Annotated in this window: 15 protein-coding genes; 6 read left to right on the top strand and 9 right to left on the bottom strand. The window is 65.7% G+C overall.

Annotated elements, in window-relative coordinates; genetic code table 11:
• Nucleotides 1–216: 216 nt before the first annotated feature.
• The 7 genes from ILP86_RS09955 to ILP86_RS09925 form a co-directional block, all read right to left on the bottom strand.
• Complete coding sequence (locus tag ILP86_RS09955; RefSeq protein ID WP_227751171.1) at nt 217–1,149, bottom strand: sce7725 family protein; 933 nt, start codon at nt 1,147–1,149, stop codon at nt 217–219.
• Nucleotides 1,142–2,011 carry a sce7726 family protein gene (locus ILP86_RS09950; protein WP_152424354.1) on the bottom strand — a complete coding sequence of 290 codons (870 nt, stop codon included), beginning with the start codon at nt 2,009–2,011 and terminating at the stop codon, nt 1,142–1,144. The genes ILP86_RS09955 and ILP86_RS09950 overlap by 8 nt, the downstream gene beginning before the upstream one ends.
• A complete protein-coding gene (locus tag ILP86_RS09945; protein ID WP_081611704.1) occupies nt 2,008–3,546 on the bottom strand; it encodes an SIR2 family protein in 1,539 nt (512 codons plus the stop codon). The genes ILP86_RS09950 and ILP86_RS09945 overlap by 4 nt, the downstream gene beginning before the upstream one ends.
• 134 nt (nt 3,547–3,680) lie before the next feature.
• Nucleotides 3,681–7,247 (bottom strand): MobF family relaxase, encoded by a 3,567-nt coding sequence (mobF, locus tag ILP86_RS09940; RefSeq protein WP_193761855.1) that lies wholly within the window; start codon nt 7,245–7,247, stop codon nt 3,681–3,683.
• A gap of 373 nt (nt 7,248–7,620) precedes the next feature.
• Nucleotides 7,621–8,244: a CueP family metal-binding protein gene (locus tag ILP86_RS09935; protein ID WP_193761854.1), complete on the bottom strand. Its 624-nt coding sequence runs from the start codon at nt 8,242–8,244 to the stop codon at nt 7,621–7,623.
• Between the two features lie 73 nt (nt 8,245–8,317).
• Nucleotides 8,318–8,911 (bottom strand): DUF305 domain-containing protein, encoded by a 594-nt coding sequence (locus ILP86_RS09930; RefSeq protein WP_017885403.1) that lies wholly within the window; start codon nt 8,909–8,911, stop codon nt 8,318–8,320.
• A gap of 112 nt (nt 8,912–9,023) precedes the next feature.
• Nucleotides 9,024–9,482, bottom strand: a complete 459-nt coding sequence (locus ILP86_RS09925) for a DUF6153 family protein (protein WP_017885404.1) — start codon at nt 9,480–9,482, stop codon at nt 9,024–9,026.
• Nucleotides 9,483–9,667: 185 nt separating this feature from the next.
• On the opposite strand from ILP86_RS09925, the gene ILP86_RS09920 reads away from it, so the two are divergent.
• Nucleotides 9,668–10,990, top strand: a complete 1,323-nt coding sequence (locus ILP86_RS09920) for an MFS transporter (RefSeq protein WP_017885405.1) — start codon at nt 9,668–9,670, stop codon at nt 10,988–10,990.
• An 85-nt stretch (nt 10,991–11,075) separates the two neighbouring features.
• On the opposite strand, the gene ILP86_RS09915 is transcribed toward ILP86_RS09920, so the two are convergent.
• A complete protein-coding gene (locus tag ILP86_RS09915) occupies nt 11,076–12,257 on the bottom strand; it encodes an FAD-dependent oxidoreductase (RefSeq protein ID WP_193761853.1) in 1,182 nt (393 codons plus the stop codon).
• Entirely contained in the window at nt 12,254–12,901 is a 648-nt protein-coding gene (locus ILP86_RS09910; RefSeq protein ID WP_017885407.1) for a TetR/AcrR family transcriptional regulator, read from the bottom strand. The genes ILP86_RS09915 and ILP86_RS09910 overlap by 4 nt, the downstream gene beginning before the upstream one ends.
• Before the next feature lie 160 nt (nt 12,902–13,061).
• On the opposite strand from ILP86_RS09910, the gene ILP86_RS09905 reads away from it, so the two are divergent.
• The 5 genes from ILP86_RS09905 to ILP86_RS09885 are packed head-to-tail and all read left to right on the top strand — an operon-like array spanning nt 13,062 to nt 18,511.
• On the top strand, nt 13,062–14,621 hold the full coding sequence (locus ILP86_RS09905; protein WP_193761852.1) for an MFS transporter: 1,560 nt from the start codon (nt 13,062–13,064) through the stop codon (nt 14,619–14,621).
• A gap of 60 nt (nt 14,622–14,681) precedes the next feature.
• Nucleotides 14,682–14,897, top strand: coding sequence for a heavy-metal-associated domain-containing protein (locus ILP86_RS09900; protein ID WP_031289808.1), 216 nt, complete (start codon nt 14,682–14,684; stop codon nt 14,895–14,897).
• Nucleotide 14,898: 1 nt separating this feature from the next.
• On the top strand, nt 14,899–15,885 hold the full coding sequence (locus ILP86_RS09895; RefSeq protein ID WP_193761851.1) for a heavy-metal-associated domain-containing protein: 987 nt from the start codon (nt 14,899–14,901) through the stop codon (nt 15,883–15,885).
• Complete coding sequence (locus tag ILP86_RS09890) at nt 15,875–18,205, top strand: cation-translocating P-type ATPase (RefSeq protein ID WP_193761850.1); 2,331 nt, start codon at nt 15,875–15,877, stop codon at nt 18,203–18,205. Before ILP86_RS09895 ends, ILP86_RS09890 begins: the two co-directional genes overlap by 11 nt.
• 36 nt (nt 18,206–18,241) lie before the next feature.
• Complete coding sequence (locus ILP86_RS09885) at nt 18,242–18,511, top strand: YHS domain-containing protein (protein ID WP_031289811.1); 270 nt, start codon at nt 18,242–18,244, stop codon at nt 18,509–18,511.
• Nucleotides 18,512–18,525 lie beyond the last annotated feature (14 nt).

Genomic DNA, 18,525 nt, shown 5'->3' with positions numbered 1-18,525 from the left:
CCCCGAGCCCAGTCGTCCGCTGGCATCTCTGTGTCCTCTTCGCGTGCACCTCCAGAAGGGAAGCCAACTCGGCCACCCTGACGGGTTCATCTGCACGCGCACTCCCGAGCAAATGGTGTTAGCGTTCCGTCCATCGACAGACGATTCGAGGTACACCGGAAGACGGTCTAGCAAAACACTAGACGCAACTCCGACTGTGTCGTCTCGACACGAAATCTAGATAATCGCGTCCTGCATAACCAACATGTGATTCATGATCGACAACTCCTTGGCCTTGCCAAGCCCGGGAAAGTGCTGACGCTGATACAGATCGCGGAACCCGTCGATTCCTAGGTTTGTTGGGAGCGACCTTTCGTCAACGAAGTCGATGAGCTTCTCAAGGGCCTCGAAGAACTTCCCAGCCGGGTCATCCTGAGTCTCGTTGCTGTCAGAGCAGAAGTGCTTCAGGCGGACGACATTACCTGATTCATAAGTGAAGTGGATAACTACCGCATAGGCTGGACCGCCGCCTGGTTGATATCCCCTTCCAAGGGTGAGGAAGTCGCTGACGCCGAGGTAGCCTGCGCTCTTGTAGCCGGCAACGCGAGTGCTGAAGATCCCCTCTTCACGTCCGACATACTCTCGATTGCGCGGCAAAGAAGGAAACGGGTCGTTCGCCCAGACCACCGGAAGGCCTCCGAGTGGCAGACCATATGACGCCGGGACCGTCCGATCCTCGGCAATGTTCCATCGAACTCCGTGATACGTCGCCCCTTGCAGAGTCACGGAGAGATCCAGCTCATGAACGATATCGAGCGTGAACTGGTGACCAGCGCCCCTGGCTTCACCGATCCAACGCGACATCGCCGCGTGATCAGCGTCGGCATTGGAGAGGACGGCAAGTCCGTGGTGCTTGAGAAGATCGTTCTCAAGGTAGTAGTCGCCAAGTGCTCTCCAGCTACCCTTCGAACGTAGATCACCGACCGAAGGGTTAAGGACGAGGTCACAACTGGCCCCCTCGTCGGCTATCGCTCCCAGCCTGCGGGTGAAGAGATCGTTTGGCGAGGCCACCGGCTCAAGAATCGGTACGACACGCGAAGATGCAGCAAAACTTGAGGCGCAGTTTCGAACAGCAAAGACCTCATGCTGCCGTGCCCTAAGCCTAGGCATATACATTTGCAACCTCCTGGTTCATCCAATCTTGAAGACTGGATATCTGCTGTCTCGTCGGATCGAGCTTTAAGACGGCGGGCCGCACCGGCTCGGGCAATCGAGCGATCAGTGACCGGCCAGCCCGTGGCTTTCGCTCTCTCAGCTGCTCGGCGACCGCGTTGTGGAAAACAAGCGGGTCCAAATTTCGGGAGGCTGCTAGTGCATATGAGAAAACCCGCGTGTTCGGGAGGTCGGGAACAGTAGAACCAAGAGCAGACAGAACTCTGAGATACTCTGCACGACGAAGTGACCGCATCAAGACCTCTGACTCAAGAAGATCACTTCTAAACTTCGCATCGCGGACAGTCTCCACGCGACCGTTCACATCAAGCCAATGAAGACCAATAGTCTGGAACTCCGGGATTGCGAGCACTCGTTCCACTACGCGCTTTGATGCCATAACAGACACCAAGGGTGCGATTTTGCTGTAATCGTGTAGTTGACTATCGAGCCGGGAAGTGTTGTCGAGGTCGCTCTTGATCTCGACGGCGTGCAACGAGTCTGTGACGGCCAAGAAGTCGACGATGGATCGACCGACCCTGAACTCCGGCAGGAGAATGCCGTCGCTCCAAGGAATCATCTGACCGAGAACGGCTCTACGGTAGACAAGATCGTTACGGTAATGGCGCGAGAGCCATCGGTCACAACGCCAGATCAGGGTTCGAACAGTAGATGCGCCAAGGGCTAGACCACTCTCGACAAGACTGGAAATGGTGCGATTCGCCAACTTCGACGCGGGGCCGTCTCGCATCGCAGAGCGGAGGACGGGTGCCGAAAGCAGTGCCGAGGCTGCTGCCGCCTGGCTTTCCACCACGCTCATGATTTGGCCTCGTTCGGGGGTCCGTACATCAGCCAGTCGAGGGTCACGGCCAACTTGGCGTACTGCGTGAGGTAGTAGGACTGCTGACGATAGCTTCGGTTGTTGTTCAGGTACTCTCGCAAGCCCTCACCGTCGCGGGTCTCGTCGAGCAACGACCAAGGGTGGCCAAGAATCCAGTCCTCTCCTTGACGGTCGAGCACGTCTTGAAAGGTCACACCGGGCGGGAGAGAGCGTTTTCCAAGGTTCTTGGTCTCTCGGGAGATATAGGAATGAATTTTGGATGGGACCTCAACCTGCGGCAACAAGTCCCCCGCCTCATCGAGGAATCCACCTTGCCGGAGATGCTTCCAGTAAGGCACGTACCAGTTGCTGGCGAAGGAACTCCCGAACGCCTCAGTGATCACCTGGTCACTAGGAAGCCCGCGGTCTGGCGAACCGAGCACATCATCAACGAGGTCCCAGCGAGATAGGCCAATGATCCCTTTGACTGTCATCTTGGCGCCAACACCGAACACCACGTCAAGTTGATCCGAGGCCGACTCAATGTCGGAAACCTGCACGAGTCGACCGTCAGGATCGTTGCTTTTTACCAGTTCGTAAATCTGATTCTTGAGCTGACGTAGAACACGAGCCGGAAGAGCCCTCTCCTTGATTCCTAGCGCTCGAAAGACGTCGATGAAGTCAGGGACGACGATCTCAAAGGCCTCGATTTGGCCACCTTCGATCTGCACGGTTCGAGAACGAACCTCTGGGGAAGCTTCCGAGTCCCAGTTGACGAAAAGAAGGCGCTCCTTAAGCTTGCTCGCGTTGGTGCCGCGCATCGCCTTCACCAGCGAACGAAGTATCTCCAGTACGTTGTTGTCACTCAGGCTGTAACCAAGGAAAACGATCGGGTGCTCGACGAAAAAGGTCATCAGCTTGGCGGCGAGGTACGCATCTCGCTCTTGGAAGTCGTCGTAGTCCTCCCCCGTCAGAACGAGTGAGCGCGGCTGTTGCGACGATCCGTGAATCATGTAGATCTCTGCGATACCTTGTGGGTCGGCAAACAGCAACTCATCTTGGCCAGTGAAGACGGTGTAGTCAGGGTAAACAACGGACATCAGCCTGTCGAAATTCGTCGTTATCACTCCCTCGACATTTGCACTCTGCAGGAGCGCGAACTCGGAAGCATACTCGGCCGTCGGCTTGAATCCTTCAATCGCTTCTTCGAAATACCTTGCTACTTCGATCTTTAAGGCTGATGAGGGATCAGTAACCTCAGTGCCATATCTGTCTCTCGAATCTGAGAATCGCTTATCAGACCACCACACAGAGTAAAACTCGTTGGCTAGCAGTGAGGCGGTCTTGGGAAGATCGCCTGAAGCGAGGCCACGGTAGTATTCATACGGGTGGCTAGTAAATGCAGCAAAGTGCCTGAGGAGACCTTCCCAATCGGGCAGGTCAGCGTACCGTCTTGAAATCCCCGAGCCGATAAACAGGTACGGCGCAGCCATCGTCTTCAGATGAGAGCTGAGGAAGTCGTACGCGGTACCCATGCTACATAGGGTATCGTCCGGCACCCTCCCGCGTTGTCGGTTCCGTGGTGCCCCGCCCCGTTCCGCCTGCCACAACGTCGTCGCCGAGTGATTCTCCGCGTGGCGTGTCGTTGCGCGCCTGGTGAGGCCGATGGTCAGAGTCCACGTCGTGGTGTGGTGCGGACGGTCGACTGGTTTGCTCTCTCATCATCGTGTCGAACAATCATCTTGATCTGCCGCAATGCGAGCTGTCCGACTCGGTACTCGGCCGCTTGGTCAGGGCTTCGGACGACATGCGGGTCGCCAAGCGGTGCCGGGCCGGTGATCTCGTAGCGGTCACGGTACAGCGCAACCGTGGCGGCGTGCGCCTCCCACCGCTCTCGCTCCTCGGGTCGTGGACTCGGCTGCCCGAGCCGCGCCACCCAAGCGGCTCTCGCTTCCTGGGCATCGTGCAGGAGTCGGCGCGCGGCGGTCTCGATGAGCGTCTGCCGCTCTGTGAGCGCGGTCCGCATGTCGTCTGCGATTGGCTCGGCAGGTGTCGGGATGAGTCCGGCGACTCGTGCCCTGCCTCGTTTACCTGGCCGGAGTTTCTGGGTGGCTTGGTCGAGCATGTCGGCCAGCTGCGCGGCGGGGTCGGCTTGTTCGTCGCCGGGCGTGAGCCTCGGTGCGAGAGCGGTGAGTGCCGCCGGTGCGAGATGGCCGGCTGCCTCGTGACGTGCGAGTGCGCTCTCCAACTGCTCGTAGTAGGGGCTGGTGAACAGGTCGTCGGCCACGTTCTCGGGGAACGGCGCGATGTCGAGTAGTGCGGCCCAGCGGTCGGTCTGTGCTTCGCGGGCGAGTACGTCGTACTCGGCCAGTAGCGTGGACAGGGAGGCGTGACGGTCTACCTCGAGCGTGAGGGTTTCGGTAGCCGAGAGGTCGGCGTCGGTTCGGGCGAGTACCTTGGCGAGCCGGTCGATCAGGGTCAGCGGCTCGGGTTGGTCGAGATGCCGCTCAACCTCGTGCGGGTCGGGCACGATCACGTAGGCGTGGTTGCGGTGCTTGCCGCGTGTCATCGCCACGTAGAACAACTCCCGTGACGAAGCTTCGGGGTCGACGAGAGCGTGCGCGGTGTCCACGCTGGCTCCTTGGGCGCGGTGGACAGTGGAGGCATAGCCGAGTTCGAGTTCCTCGCGCACGTACTTCGCCGGCAGCACGAGAGCCTTACCGTGGGGCTTGTCGCCGCGCCCCAACCGGCGCACGGCCAACGAGCCGTCGTCGTAGCGGTGCGTGACTTGCCAGCGGTCGCCGTTCTTGACCCATGTCCTGCCGGTGGTGAGGCGGCGGTCGTTGAGCCGGGTGACGACGAGATCACCGACGCCTGCGGTGGTGCCGTCGTGCAGACGCAGCCCGTCTGCCTCGACGCGCCCGGCTTCGATCAGATCGGCGCGGGCGCGCGCGTTGAGCTGGGCGACCATCTCTCCGGTGCCCGCGATCATCAACGTGCGCAGGCCCTCGTCGCGGTCGGTGCGCCATACCTCGTAGATCGCATCGAGCATCGTCTCTGCGTCGCCGTCGATCAGTCTGCCGCGCTCCTGGTACCCGTCGAGCGCGTCAGTGCTTCCGTGCCGCAGTCCTAGGCTGGCGGACTTCTCCCACTCGTTAGCGAAGCGGCGCACATCGGTGAGTTCGGGCACCTGATCGCGGTCGCGCACGAGCATCCCGAACGCCCCGCCCGTCTCCACCGCCGAGAGTTGCGCCCAATCCCCGATCAGGACGACCTTGGCTCCGACCTCAGCGGCGTGCTCGGTGATGCGATCGAGCGCGAGAGTTCCGGCGAGGGAGGACTCGTCCACGAGAATGAGCTGCCCGGCTTCGAGGTTCCAGCGTCCATGATGGTGTTCGTAGAGGAACTTCGCGGTGTTCTCCGCCCGCACGCCGAGCGAGTCGCCGAGCACTTCGGCGGCAACCGCCGACGGCGCGAGGCCGATCACCGAGTCGCGGCCATGCGCCGCCGTCCACGCCCGGTGCAGGGCACGCAGAGCGGTGGTCTTGCCCGAACCTGCGGGGCCGACCAGCAGATCGAGAGTCAGCCCGGAACGGGCGATGCGGGTGATAGCGACGGCCTGGTCGGGGTCGAGCCGGACGCCCCTGATCTTGCGGGAAGTGTGGCGCGCGACGAGCCGTGCCGTCAGTGCTGGCCCGCCGGTCTGCTGGCTATGCGCGAGTAGGCGCTGCTCGGCGTCGAGAATGTCTTGGCTGGAGTACGCGATCTGATCGACAGGCTGGAACCTGTTGCCCTCGCCCTCGATGTAATGAGCAGGTATGGCGCGGTCGTAGTCCGGGGTGAGCCGGAGCGATTCGGCCTCGGCGTGCGCGACGATCTGGTCGAGCACGCGGATACGGTCGTCGATGGTTGCGAACCGGACGCCCATGATCTGCCGCATGGTCTCGGCGTGCAGGTTCCATCGCCCCCAGGTTGCGCGCCGGTTCGCTACCTCCATCAGCACCACGGTGGCGAGATCCTCGATCTGCTCCAGCCCCAGATCGTCTGCACGCAGCCGGGCTTCGGTCGCACCCCGGTCGAGCAGGTGCTGCGCCCAGGTGGTTGCGTCCTCGCCGAGCACGACCTCGGCACGCGCCCGCCAGTCGGCGGTCAGTTCGGCCAGCGAGTGCAGTACCTTCTCGGGCCGGGTCTCCAAGGTCGCCTGCTGCCGAAGAATCGCAATCGTCGCGGCAGAGGGTTGCTGCCCATGCTCGGCCACGTACTGCTCGATCAGCCGGTTCTTGACCTGCTCGATACCCTCCGCGCCGTCGCTACCCCCGGTAGTGCGGCGGGAGAACTCAGCGATCAGCGCCGCCGGTACGCCCTCGATCTCCCAGCCGGTGTTGCGGTCCTTGCCTCGGTCGACCGCCGTCCAGGTCACGCCGAGCAGCCGCGCGGTGTGGTCGGTGATAAAGGCGTTGTACGACGCCGAGAGCGCGACCGTCGCCTTGTGCAGGCGGCGCGAGTCCAGCGACCTCCAACGCCCGTCCTCGCCCTGCACCTTGTTCGAGACCACAACGTGCGTGTGCAGCTGCGGGTCTGCTGCCCTGCTGTCGTAGTGGTCGAACGCTGTGGCGATCACGCCTACGATCGGCATCTGCGCAATACCTCCCGCACCGACGCGGGTTGCGGCGACGCGATCCTCCAGCAACGCGATCGTGTCGCGCATCGCTGCGTGATGTGCCCGCGCGATCAGCGCTTGCGTACCCGCATCGGCGACACCCCAGATCGCGCTGACCGACTTGGGCGGCGAGAACGTGAGATCGAACCCTGCAACGGCAGTACGGGGTTTCTTCGCAAGCTCTTCCTCACGGATGCGCTGCACAGTCTCTTCCCGTGCCTCCCCGCGCGAGCCGGGATCGAGGCGTGCAAGGCGGGCTGCAATCCGCTCGCGCGGAGGTTGCAGCGCGGGGAACTTCTTGCCGAGCTTCTCGCCGGTGATCGGGTGGACGCCCTCGCCCAGCAGTCGGGCCAGGTGTTCCTCGGTCACCGTGTCACCTTCGGCCAACGTCGGCGAGCGGCCGTCGTTGAGGCTCATCAGGCCAGTGCCGACCCAGGTGCCGGGAGGGCAGCCGGAGTCGGTGTAGTACTGGGTCAGCGGGCTGCTCATCTCCCGGTCGCCGTCACCGACGACGACCGATTTCAGCAGGTACTCGTGGCCCTTGCCGGACGACATGACCCGGATCGTCATCACCATGACGGCCCCTCCCCGAGACCGTCACGGGACGGGCGATCTCGGGGGTCAGGTGCGCGCGCAGCGCGCGGCTCGCACTCTTAGTGCCAACCGTGTGGAGAAGCAGCGGTCTGGGAACAGCGGTCTCGATCGAGTTGTCATAACGGCAGAGCCGGAACGGGCAGCGACGCAGCACTCAGTGGTGGGTGTCAGTCTCTATGAGAGGGACCACCGCGTAGGGACCACATCGCAGCGACGTTGGCAGCGTTCTACTGTCGGTGCAGCTCCGAGAATGCCCACTGCGCTCTAGCCTCTACCTACGGCTCCGTGGGGGACGTTCACCTTCTGAAACATTACGAAGGACTGGGTGTCTCCGGACATTCGGGCCGTCGAGCTGTCAGGTCAGCTGCAGCGTGGTGATGCAGGTCGCATCATCCTCGTTCATCGTTGAAATGGTCACGGTGCCCGTCCGACCCTCATGTTCGATCGTGAGCGTTGCCTTGATGCCGCGGGGCACCCAGATGCCAACGAACCCGTTGTCGTAGGTTTGCCGAACCTCGTCGAGGAGCACGTCTCCGTCTTCGCCGGTGAGGGTGACCTGGACTGCTGTGTTGGCGAGTTCGCCGAGGCAGGTGGTGAGGCTGTGGAAGTAGCAGTCGTGGGTCTGTTCCCGGTAGGGGGCGACCGAGATGTACACCTCGTCTTCGGGCATCGGCAGACGTGTCTCGCGCTTCTGGTCGTCGGTGAGCACGAGCGCATCCGGCTGCACGGATGCGATCAGATCAGTGGGTCGGTCGGCGACGGGCATCGTGTCGAGCCGTTCGATGACCTGTGCGGCGTCCAGGCCGTCAAGGTCGTGGTCCGCCAGGAAGCCGGTGTCGACGGCCTGACTGTTGGTCGAGGGCGACGCGGGTTCGTGCGAGGGTGCAGTGGCGCATCCGGTGAGGACGAGGGCGGCGGCGAGCGTCGCGGCGGCGGCGACGATCAGTTTTCGCCGGTGAGGCGCGGCGGGGTGGGGCATGGTGCGATCCTTCAAGAGTGTCGGAAGGGTCGGTGCCGGGCGCTCTCGCCGCGGCACCGACCCTGATGGTCGATCAGAGGGTGGCCAGGAGGTCCTGCATCTGCTGGATCTCGGTGGTCTGCGCGTCGATGATGGTCTGCGCGAGCTCGATGGCGTCGGGGTTGCTGCCGTCATCGACTTGCGTCTGGGCCATCTCGACCGCTCCCTCGTGATGGGCGATCATCTGTTCCAGGAACAGGCGCGATGCTTCGGGTCCGTCGGCCGATTCGAGGGCGGCCAGGTCGTCCTCGGTCATCATGCCGTCGCCGTGGTCCATGCCGTCCATCTGCTGCTCCTCGGAATCGACGCCCCAGTCGTCCAGCCACCCCTGGAGCTGTTCGATCTCGGGCCCCTGGGCGGCCTTGATCGCTTCGGCCAGTTCGATCACCTCGGGGTTGACATCCTCCTTGGCGAGGACGATGTCGCTCATCTCGATGGCCTGTTCGTGGTGCACGATCATCATCGAGGCGAACATCACGTCCGCGTCGTTGGCGTCGGCTGTCAGTTCGGACGAGCCGTGGTCCATGCCCGGCATCGAGCCCTCGTTGTCGCTTCCGGCCGAGCAGCCGGCCAGGACCAGGGCAGCAGTGAGGGCGAGTGCGGCGGTCGCCGCGGTACGAAACTTCATGAGTGTTCTCCAATATCAACAGTCGCTTCAGTGGCGCGGCACCCCGAGAGGGCACCGCGTGAATGGGAGAGGGGAACCGTCGACGCTGATGTGCGCCTGGTTCACCGATCCATCACGTGCGACTGATGCAGAGAACGTGCAGCGACGGCGCCCGAGATCGGAGCTGGTCGATGAACCGCGCCACGAGGAGCGGCCGGGGCGCGGTGTGCATCCATCCCGGCAGAAGTTGAGGCGGCGCCAGGATGAGAAGGACGAGCAGCAGTGCGAGCACACATGCCATCGCCATGCCCAGATGGTCACTACCCCCGCAGTCCGCACACGTACCACCGAGGTCACTGGCCGTGCCACCGGACTCATGGGCGCCCGCCGCGCTGTGATGGGCGCCCACGGCGTCGCTGGCGGCGACCGAGATTGTGGCGGGCGCGTGGGCGGCCGGGGTGCCGTGCAGGTTCAGCGTATGCATGGCCAGCAGCCCGAGGACGATCGCTGCCACCAGCAACCCTCCGAGCATCACACGCCGGAGGAAGCCCTGAAGACCCCTCCCGGGTTGCGCTGCCGCCGTCACCGCCATACACCGCAGTTTACCGGCCCCCGATGTGCATCTGCCGACGGCGGGAGCGATCGGCGCGGCCGAGGTCGACTGGCTCCGCGTCCGGCCGAGCAGCTTCCCACTCGGCCGTGCCCAGACTGACGGGAATACCCCTAGGGGGTATAAGGTTGATGGTGGAGAGTTTCCACGAAGGTCAGGAGAGCCCTATGCGTTTGTTCGCGATCCGCGACTTCCGTCACCTGTTCAGTGCGCAGATCATCGCCCTGTTCGGGACGGGGTTGGCGACCGTCGCCCTCGGTCTGCTCGCTTACGAGCTCGCCGGTCCGAGCGCGGGGGCGGTGCTTGCGACGGCGCTGACGATCAAGATGGTCATGTACGTCTTGATCGCGCCGTTGGCTGCGGCCTATGCCGACCGGCTCCCGAGGCGGATGTTCCTGACCCTGCTCGACGTGGCGCGCGCGGCCGTGGTGCTCGCTCTGCCGTTCGTCACGGAGATCTGGCAGATCTACGTTCTCATCGGGGTACTGCAGGCGGCTTCTGCTGCGTTCACGCCGACGTTCCAGGCGGTCATCCCCGATATCGTGGTCGAGGAGTCCGACTACACGCGGGCGCTGTCCGCGTCGCAGGTGGCCTACACGATGGAGAGCCTGCTCAGCCCGGTGCTCGCGGCGGTCGCTCTGACGTTCATGACGTTCAACTGGTTGTTCGTCGGCACGTCGGTAGGTTTCGTGCTCTCCGCCGTCCTGGTGCTCTCGACTCGCATCCCCAATGCGGCACCAAGCGGGCACGCGGATGCGTGGAACCGGGTCACCTCGGGCGTGAAGGTCTTCTTCGCGACTCCTCGTCTGCGCGGCGTCATGGCCCTGAACGTGGTGGTCGCCGCAGCCGGATCGATCGTGGTGGTCAATACGGTCAACTATGTCCGAGATCAACTGGGCGGCACGCAGGCCGACGTCGCCTGGATGCTTGCAGCCTCCGGCGGCGGCACACTGCTGGTCGCTTTGTTCCTGCCACGCGTGCTCGATCGGATCGCCGAGCGGGTCGTGATGATGACCGGTGCCGCAGTTCTGCTTGCTGGCGTGCTGGCGGCCGTCGCGATGACCGCCATCCAGGCGGCTTCCTGGATGATCACGGCACCGATCTGGGTGGTCATCGGCGGCGGCATGGCCTTGATCGTCACGCCCACCGGACGCGTCATCCGAGGTTCGGTCGCGAAGCGCGAGCTCCCGGCGGCCTTCGCGGCACAATTCTCACTGTCTCACTTGGCCTGGCTCGTCACCTACCCGATCGCGGGATGGGTAGGCACAGCGTCCGGCTTCACTCTCGCCTGGTCGATCCTTGCCGCTCTCGCCATCGGCGGTGCCGTCACAGCGCAGATGCTCTGGCCCCGCGAGAAGGAAACCGAGACTATCGAGGCCGCCGATGCCACCGGAGAAGGCGCGGTCGGTGACCTGGTGCTCCGTGAGGAGACCGAAGCCGCCGAAGGCACCCTCGCGGCGTCCCAGTGCGCCTGTGTGCGCACCGCATAAGCGCGCAGGTGGCGGGCGGAACGAATGCTTCCGCCCGCCACCGGCGCGTCGTGCTTGCCGAGGCGCCCGCGATCTGGCTTGTCGATCAGGGGCGAGTCGGTGCTCGCCGGTGCAGCCGAGGTATCCAGTCGCGGACGAGGCCGGTGGCGTCAATCCCTGTGAGAGCGACGAGGGTATCTCCGAGGTAGTGCGCCGTGAGCAAGGGGTCGGCGGAGACGATTTGCGTACTGGACCCCAAAGCGGGATACCCCGCTCCGACCAGGGTGTGTCCGTGGACGCGTGCGGAGAACGGCGAAGACGGCAGGTAGATGCCGGGATCGTCCTCCAGGCCGAGGTCGTGCAACAGAGTCTTGGCCGCATGGGCTCCCTGGGCGACCGAGTCGTCCCAGTGATCGATCCGGTACGAGCTGTGGCCGGGATAGTGGTGCACGGCGACGCCGCCCGCGGCGTAGATCCGTTGGCGCGGCGCGTGCATCGAGCGCAGCCGGCTATCGACCGGGATGCCCTCAGGTCCGGTCCAGGGAGCCGGGGCTGCGGGCAGGGTGCCGTGGGCGACGATCGCCAGGTCGCCGTCGACCTTGGTGCCGCTACGGTCGAGCGTGATGGAGATGCGGTCGGGGTGGGTGCGGATCGCGCGCGGATTGACCCCGAGGTAGGCGGCGTGCTGGGGGTGGTGCAGATCGAGGACGCGCCTGGCGGCGTGCGCACCGATCGCGTTCGCGCCGGGGACGAGCGAACGCGCGATCAGGGCCACGTCGTGGCCGGCGTCGGTGAGCAAAGACGCGGCCTCGGAGGCGAGGATACCGCCGCCGAGGAGCAGGACACGGGATGCGGGTCTGCTCGCGAGTCGGTCGCGGACGCGAGCACCGTCGGCCATCGAGTGCAGGGTGGTCAGGCGCCCCGAGTGGAGAGCTTCGTCACGGCCGAGGATGTCCTCGTCGAGCAGGCGAGGTCTGCTGCCGCTGGCGATGATGAGCGCGTCGAACATACGGGTGGCGCCGGAGTCGAGACGTAGCTCGCGCGTGCGGGGATCGAGGCCGCGCACGGTGTCCGAAACAAGTGACGCACCGGTGTCTGGGAGCGTCGCTTGGTCGGGTTCAAGCAGCCCCGACATGACGCCTTTGGTGACCAGGGTGCGATTGGCGGGCTTCTCGCCAGTGCGGGCGAAGAGCTCAACTTCGATCTCCGGGGCTTGGGTGTGCAGGAGTCTGGCGGCGCTGGTTCCAGCGGCCCCGGCACCGATGATCCCGACCCTCGCGGCGCTCATCCGTCGCCCTGAGTGGTCGCGGTGGGCGCGAACGCGGGCAGCAGGATCGCGTCGATGAACCATGGCGCATCATCGGGGTCGATCCGGCCCGTGCGCACCTCCTCGGCCGCGCCGTTGAGAACGACGTGCGTGGTAGTCAGCAGCCAGGACACCGGCAGGTCGGCGCGGAAGGCGCCTTCGCGCTGTCCGCGCAGCAGCAGCCCGCGCATGCGCGCCTCGGCCTTCTCGTGCAGTTCGCGAATGCGGGCGGCGGAGAGTTCTTTCTGCGCTGTAGCGAGCAGGGCGCGAGACTGGTCGACGAACATCCAGCTGGATGCAACCAAGCGCTGGAAGGCCGCACGCGGGTCGCCATCAAGGGGTATCTGACTCAGCACGTCCTCGGCACGTTCCAGACTGTCCACCAGTGCTGCCTCGATGAGCTCGGCGCGAGTCTGGAAGTGCCCGTAGAGCGTCACCCGGCCCACTCCAGCCTCGGCAGCGATGTCTGCGACGGAAGCGTCGGGGCTTTTGCGGATCGCGGTCACTGTCGCGGCCAGAATCTTCGCCCGGTTGCGCTGCGCGTCGGCGCGCTGGTTGGCCGCGCGGGTCGCTGTCGCCGGGCCGCGCCGAGCGCCGCCGGCAGGCTGGGCCTTCTTCGTCGGCATGCTCCACCTCTCAAGTCGTACTGGAATGTATGAGATAGCGTAGCTGTTGCAACCTGTACACCGATGACCGAGTTACGGTGTCGTCGCCCGATCCGGCGGCGGGACGAAGGAGAGGAGACACGGCGATGAACACGACACGCACGATCACAGGGGGCGCAACATGAGCGATACGAGCACACCTGCCCCCAGGGCAGGGGCAAAGCAGTGGTGGGGTCTGGCGATCCTGGTGATTCCCTCGACTCTGCTGTTCATGATGCTGACCATCCTGTTCCTGGCCGCCCCGAACCTCGCTGCGGACTTGAACCCGACGAGCACGCAACTGCTGTGGATCCTCGACATCTACGGCTTCGTCATGGCCGGCTTCCTCGTCGCGATGGGCGTACTCGGCGACCGAGTGGGCAAGCGGCTGCTGATGGTCATCGGTGCGATCCTGTTCGCCGCGGTCTCCGTCGCGGCCGCCCTGACGACGATCCCCGAGCTGATGATCGTCTGGCGCGCCGTCCTCGGACTGGCTGCGGCGATGATGGTGCCCGCGACGATCGGCCTGATCTTCGTGCTCTTCGCCGACGCGAAGCAGCGCGGCGTCGCCATCGGCGTCTGGGCGGGCGGCATCTCCGCCGGCGTCGCCCTCGGCCCACTCCTGTCCGGCCTACTCCTGGAAGGGTTCGGGTGGCAGGCGACGTTCCTGGTGGCGGTGCCGATCATGGCGCTGGTCGCGATCGGCGCACCGCTGCTGGTGCCCGAGCACCGCGACCCGTCTGCGCGGATCGACTTGTTCAGCGCGCTGTTGCTGGTCGGTGGGCTGCTCGCGATCATCTACGGCATCAAGCGCTTCGCCGCCCAGGAGCCCGCCTGGCCGTCGATCGGCCTGCTGGCCGCGGGCGCGCTGATCGGGCTGTGGTTCGTGCTCCGGCAGCTGCGCGCCACGCAGCCGCTGCTGGACGTGCGCCTGTTCACCAACCGCACCGTCTCCGGGGCGCTCGCGGTGTTCCTGCTGTCGGCGGCAGCACTGGGCGGCGTGTACTCGCTGTTCACCCAGTACCTCCAGCAGGTGCAGGGGCTCTCGCCGCTCCAGGCCGGGCTGTCGATCCTGCCCGCCGCCGCGGTGCTGATCGTCGTCTCGACCCTCTCGCCGGTGCTCGCACGGAGGTTCCGGCCGGGGAACGTGATCGCGATCGGCCTGCTCACGCAGGTGGTCGGCTACATCCTGTTCACCCAGCTCGACGCAGGCACGGGGCTGGCGCTGGTGATCGCGAGCTTCGTCATCACCTACCCCGGCGTCGCGCCCTCGATGGCGCTGACGACCGACCTTGTCGTCAGCTCGGTGCCGCCGGAGAAGACCGGCGGCGCCTCGGGGCTGGCGACCACGGCGAACGATCTGGGCATCTCGCTCGGCGTCGCCGTCATCGGTAGCGTCGGCCTCGCCACCTACCGCAATCGAATCGACGGCTCCCTGCCCGACGGGCTCACCCCGGAGGCCGCGGCCGCCGCCTCGGACAGTATCGACGGCGCCCTCGCCACCGCCGCGGAGTTGCCCGACGCGCTGGGCGAACAGCTGATCGCCGCCGCACAGGCGGCCTTCTCCGGCGGCCTGAACATGGCAGCGATCGTCTCCGCGGTCATCGCCGCGGTGGCCGCGATCATCGCCGCCACCCGCCTGCGCCACATCCGCCCCACCGGGCAAGCGCAGCAGAAAACCGAAGAAGCACCTACCAACTAGGGAATACCCCCCTGGGGTATATGGTTACAGAAGTCAGACACGAGTGAAGGAGATTTGATCATGAGCACGACCACCACTGAGTTCCAGGTGACCGGGATGAGCTGCGGGCACTGCGAGACCGCGATCCGCAGCGAGGTCTCCGAGATCCCCGGCGTCACCGGGATCGAGGTCAGCGCTCAGACCGGGCGCCTGGCCGTGACCGCCGAGCAGCCGATCGAGGACGCCACGGTGATCGCGGCGGTCGATGAGGCCGGCTACACCGCCGTCAGGAGCTGAGATGAAAGCCCCTGCACGGCTGGGCCTGTACGGGCTGGTTCTCGTGGCCGTGTTCGCCGTGGCCGCTTTCACGGCGAACGCGATCGTCCCCGACTCCACTGTGCAGGCCTGGGCAGAAGAGACCACCGACAACGACCACACGGAAGGACACGACATGACCGGCGACGACCCCCACGCAGGCCACACTTCCGGCGCCGATGCGGCGTCGCTGGGCCTGGGGCTGGCGCAGGACGGCTACCAGCTCACCGGCGTCACCGCCCCGACCGCGACCGGCGAGGACGGTGAGCTGTCGCTGACGGTCACCGGGCCCGACGGGCACCCGGTCACCGACTTCGAGCTGGAGCATGAGAAGGAGCTGCACCTGATCGTGGTGCGCTCCGACGGGCAGCACTTCCGCCACGTCCACCCCGAACGCGACAACCAGGGTGCCTGGTCGATCCCGTGGGAGTGGGAGGCCGCCGGCTCCTACCGGGTGTTCGCCGACTTCGTGCCTACCGAGACCGGCTCGGGCATGACGCTGTCGACCTCGGTGCAGGTCGCCGGGGACTACGCGCCCGCTCCCGCCGACGGACCGGTGACCGAGACCACGGTCGACGGATACACCGTCGCCGTGTCCGGCGATCTGGTCGCCGGTTCCGGGTCGGAGTTGACGATGACGATCACTCAGGACGGTGAGCCGGTCACCGCGCTCGAGCCCTATCTGGGAGCGTTCGGGCACCTCGTCGCGCTGCGCGACGGGGACCTGGCCTATCTGCACGTCCACCCGCACGGCGACGCCCCCGAAGCGGGTGAGACCTCCGGGCCGGAGATCGTGTTCGAGGCCACCGCGCCCACGCCGGGCCGGTACCTGCTGTTCCTCGACTTCCAGATCGACGGGCAGGTGCATACCGCCCCGCTCGTGGTGGACACCACCGGCGAGGCATCGCCGGACGGCGGCAGCCACGAGGGCGCCGGCGGGCATGAGGAAGGAGGAGACCATGAGCACTGACAGCGCCACCGCGGCCGGTGCCCGCGCTGCCGGGATCGAGCTGCAGATCGGTGGCATGACGTGCGCGTCGTGCGCGAACCGGATCGAGAAGAAGCTCAACAAGCTCGACGGAGTGACCGCGAGCGTGAACTACGCGACTGAGAAGGCCAGCGTCACCGCACCCGAGGGCTACGATCCGCAGCTGCTCGTCGCCGAGGTGGAGAAGACCGGCTACACCGCCGAGCTCCCCACCCCCAAGGGCGAAACACCCAAGGATGGTGAGGGAGGCGAGTCCCGTGAGGACGCCGAGCTACGGTCGCTGCGGCAGCGGCTCATCGGCTCCGCGGTGCTGGCGGTGCCGGTCATCGCGATGGCGATGATCCCCGCGCTGCAGTTCGACTACTGGGGCTTCGCTTCTCTGGCACTCGCCGCCCCGGTCGTGGTGTGGGCGGGCTGGCCGTTCCACAAGGCCGCCTGGATGAACCTGAAGCACGGCGCCGCGACGATGGACACCCTCATCTCCGTGGGCACGACCGCGGCGATGATCTGGTCGCTGGTCGCCCTGTTCTTCGGCACCGCCGGGGACCGGGGCGTGGTTCACCCCTTCGAGTTCACCATCTCCCGTTCCGACGGGCTCGGGCACATCTATCTCGAAGTTGCCGCCGGGGTGATCACCTTCATCTTGCTCGGTCGCTACTTCGAGAAGCGCTCCAAGCGGCGCGCCGGCGCCGCCTTGCGCGCCCTGCTCGAACTCGGCGCGAAAGAAGTCGCGGTTCTCCGCAATGGTCAGGAGCAGCGGGTCTCCATCGATGAGCTGACCGTGGGTGATGAGTTCGTGGTGAGGCCCGGCGAGAAGATCGCCACCGACGGGGTGATCACCTCCGGCAACTCCGCGATTGACGCCTCCATGCTCACCGGCGAATCCGTGCCCGTCGAGGTCAGCGAAGGCGACACCGTGACCGGCGCGACGGTGAACGCCGGCGGCCGGCTCGTCGTCCAGGCCACCCGCGTGGGGTCGGATACGCAGCTGGCGCAGATGGCGAAGCTCGTCGAGGATGCCCAGTCGGGCAAGGCTGAGATTCAACGCCTGGCCGACAAGGTCTCCGGAGTGTTCGTGCCCATCGCGATCGCTGTGGCGGTCGGCGCCCTGGGCGCGTGGATCGGGGCCGGGTTTCCGCTCAGCGCGGGCTTCACCGCCGCGGTCGCGGTGCTCATCATCGCCTGCCCCTGCGCCCTCGGTCTTGCGACCCCGACGGCGCTGCTGGTCGGCACGGGCCGGGGCGCGCAGATGGGTGTGCTCATCAAGGGGCCCGAGGTACTGGAGTCCACCAAGAAGGTCGACACGATCGTCCTCGACAAGACCGGCACCGTCACCACCGGCAAGATGACCCTCACCGACGTCATCACCGCCGACGGTGTGGACCGGGCCGAGCTGCTGCGCATCGCGGGCGGACTGGAGGACTACTCCGAGCACCCCATTGCACAGGCCATCGCCGCCGGCGCCACGTCCGAGGTCGGAGACCTGCCCGCCCCCGAATCGTTCGAGAACATCGAGGGCAAGGGCGTGCAGGGCGTCATCGACGGCCACGCCGTCGTCGCCGGGCGCGAGTCCCTGCTGACGGACTGGTCGATCCACCTCGATGACCACCTCCGGACCGCGAAGCAGGCCGCGGAAGCCGAGGGCAAGACCGCGATCGCGATCGGCTGGGACGGTGCCGCCCGTGGCGTGCTAGTGGTCTCCGACCAGATCAAGCCCACCAGCAAGCAGGCCATCGCCCAGTTCACCGAACTCGGTCTGACCCCGGTGCTGCTCACCGGCGACAACCAGGCCGTGGCCGAGCAGGTCGCCGCCGAGGTCGGCATCGAGCAGGTGATCGCCGAGGTGCTACCCAAGGACAAGGTCGATGTCGTCGCCCGGCTGCAAGCAGAAGGCAAGGTCGTCGCGATGGTCGGCGATGGCGTCAACGACGCCCCTGCGCTCGCCCAAGCCGACCTGGGCCTGGCGATGGGCACCGGCACCGATGTCGCGATCGAGGCCGCCGACATCACCCTGGTGCGCGGCGACCTGCGGGCCGCCGCCGACGCGATCCGGCTCGCCCGGCACACACTGCGAACGATCAAGACGAACCTATTCTGGGCCTTCGCCTACAACACCGCCGCGATCCCGCTCGCCGCCTTCGGGCTGCTCAACCCCATGCTCGCCGGCGCGGCCATGGCCCTGTCGTCCGTGTTCGTCGTGTCCAACAGCCTGCGGCTGCGGACCTTCAAGGCCCGCGCGGACGACACCAGCGCTCCGGCACCCGCCGGACCGACACCGGCTCGCGAACCGGTGAACGCCTGACCCACCCGTCATTGACACAACACGAAAGGAAGCACGATGACTGCACACGAGAACCTGAACCTGACCGACACGTCCTCGAGCGGTGGGAGCTGCTGCGGACACACACCCAGTGCGGAGGCCATCGCTCAGACTCCGGCCGATGAGATGACCGAATGCAAGGTGATGGCCGGCACCCCCGTCGTCAAGGCGCAGGCGGAGGAAGCCGGTCTCTACCGCGACTACCAGGGCCAGCGGTACTGGTTCTGCTGCGCCGCCTGCGGACCCCTGTTCGACGCTGATCCCGACCGCTACGCGAACGCCGCCTGACGGCATCTGGTTCC

The organism is Microbacterium sp. R1, assembly GCF_015159725.1.
In the GTDB taxonomy this organism is placed as follows: domain Bacteria; phylum Actinomycetota; class Actinomycetes; order Actinomycetales; family Microbacteriaceae; genus Microbacterium; species Microbacterium oxydans.
This window is presented reverse-complemented; position numbering and strand designations above follow the sequence as displayed.

Excerpts from the sequence above, each read along its gene's own strand:
- ILP86_RS09935 (WP_193761854.1), bottom strand. The coding sequence starts at position 8,244 with ATGCCCCACCCCGCCGCGCCTCACCGGCGAAAACTGATCGTCGCCGCC.
- ILP86_RS09910 (WP_017885407.1), bottom strand. The coding sequence starts at position 12,901 with ATGCCGACGAAGAAGGCCCAGCCTGCCGGCGGCGCTCGGCGCGGCCCG.
- mobF (WP_193761855.1), bottom strand. The coding sequence starts at position 7,247 with ATGGTGATGACGATCCGGGTCATGTCGTCCGGCAAGGGCCACGAGTAC.
- ILP86_RS09900 (WP_031289808.1), top strand. The coding sequence starts at position 14,682 with ATGAGCACGACCACCACTGAGTTCCAGGTGACCGGGATGAGCTGCGGG.
- ILP86_RS09945 (WP_081611704.1), bottom strand. The coding sequence starts at position 3,546 with ATGGGTACCGCGTACGACTTCCTCAGCTCTCATCTGAAGACGATGGCT.
- ILP86_RS09890 (WP_193761850.1), top strand. The coding sequence starts at position 15,875 with ATGAGCACTGACAGCGCCACCGCGGCCGGTGCCCGCGCTGCCGGGATC.
- ILP86_RS09950 (WP_152424354.1), bottom strand. The coding sequence starts at position 2,011 with ATGAGCGTGGTGGAAAGCCAGGCGGCAGCAGCCTCGGCACTGCTTTCG.
- ILP86_RS09905 (WP_193761852.1), top strand. The coding sequence starts at position 13,062 with ATGAGCGATACGAGCACACCTGCCCCCAGGGCAGGGGCAAAGCAGTGG.
- ILP86_RS09955 (WP_227751171.1), bottom strand. The coding sequence starts at position 1,149 with ATGCCTAGGCTTAGGGCACGGCAGCATGAGGTCTTTGCTGTTCGAAAC.
- ILP86_RS09930 (WP_017885403.1), bottom strand. The coding sequence starts at position 8,911 with ATGAAGTTTCGTACCGCGGCGACCGCCGCACTCGCCCTCACTGCTGCC.
- ILP86_RS09925 (WP_017885404.1), bottom strand. The coding sequence starts at position 9,482 with ATGGCGGTGACGGCGGCAGCGCAACCCGGGAGGGGTCTTCAGGGCTTC.
- ILP86_RS09885 (WP_031289811.1), top strand. The coding sequence starts at position 18,242 with ATGACTGCACACGAGAACCTGAACCTGACCGACACGTCCTCGAGCGGT.
- ILP86_RS09920 (WP_017885405.1), top strand. The coding sequence starts at position 9,668 with ATGCGTTTGTTCGCGATCCGCGACTTCCGTCACCTGTTCAGTGCGCAG.
- ILP86_RS09895 (WP_193761851.1), top strand. The coding sequence starts at position 14,899 with ATGAAAGCCCCTGCACGGCTGGGCCTGTACGGGCTGGTTCTCGTGGCC.
- ILP86_RS09915 (WP_193761853.1), bottom strand. The coding sequence starts at position 12,257 with ATGAGCGCCGCGAGGGTCGGGATCATCGGTGCCGGGGCCGCTGGAACC.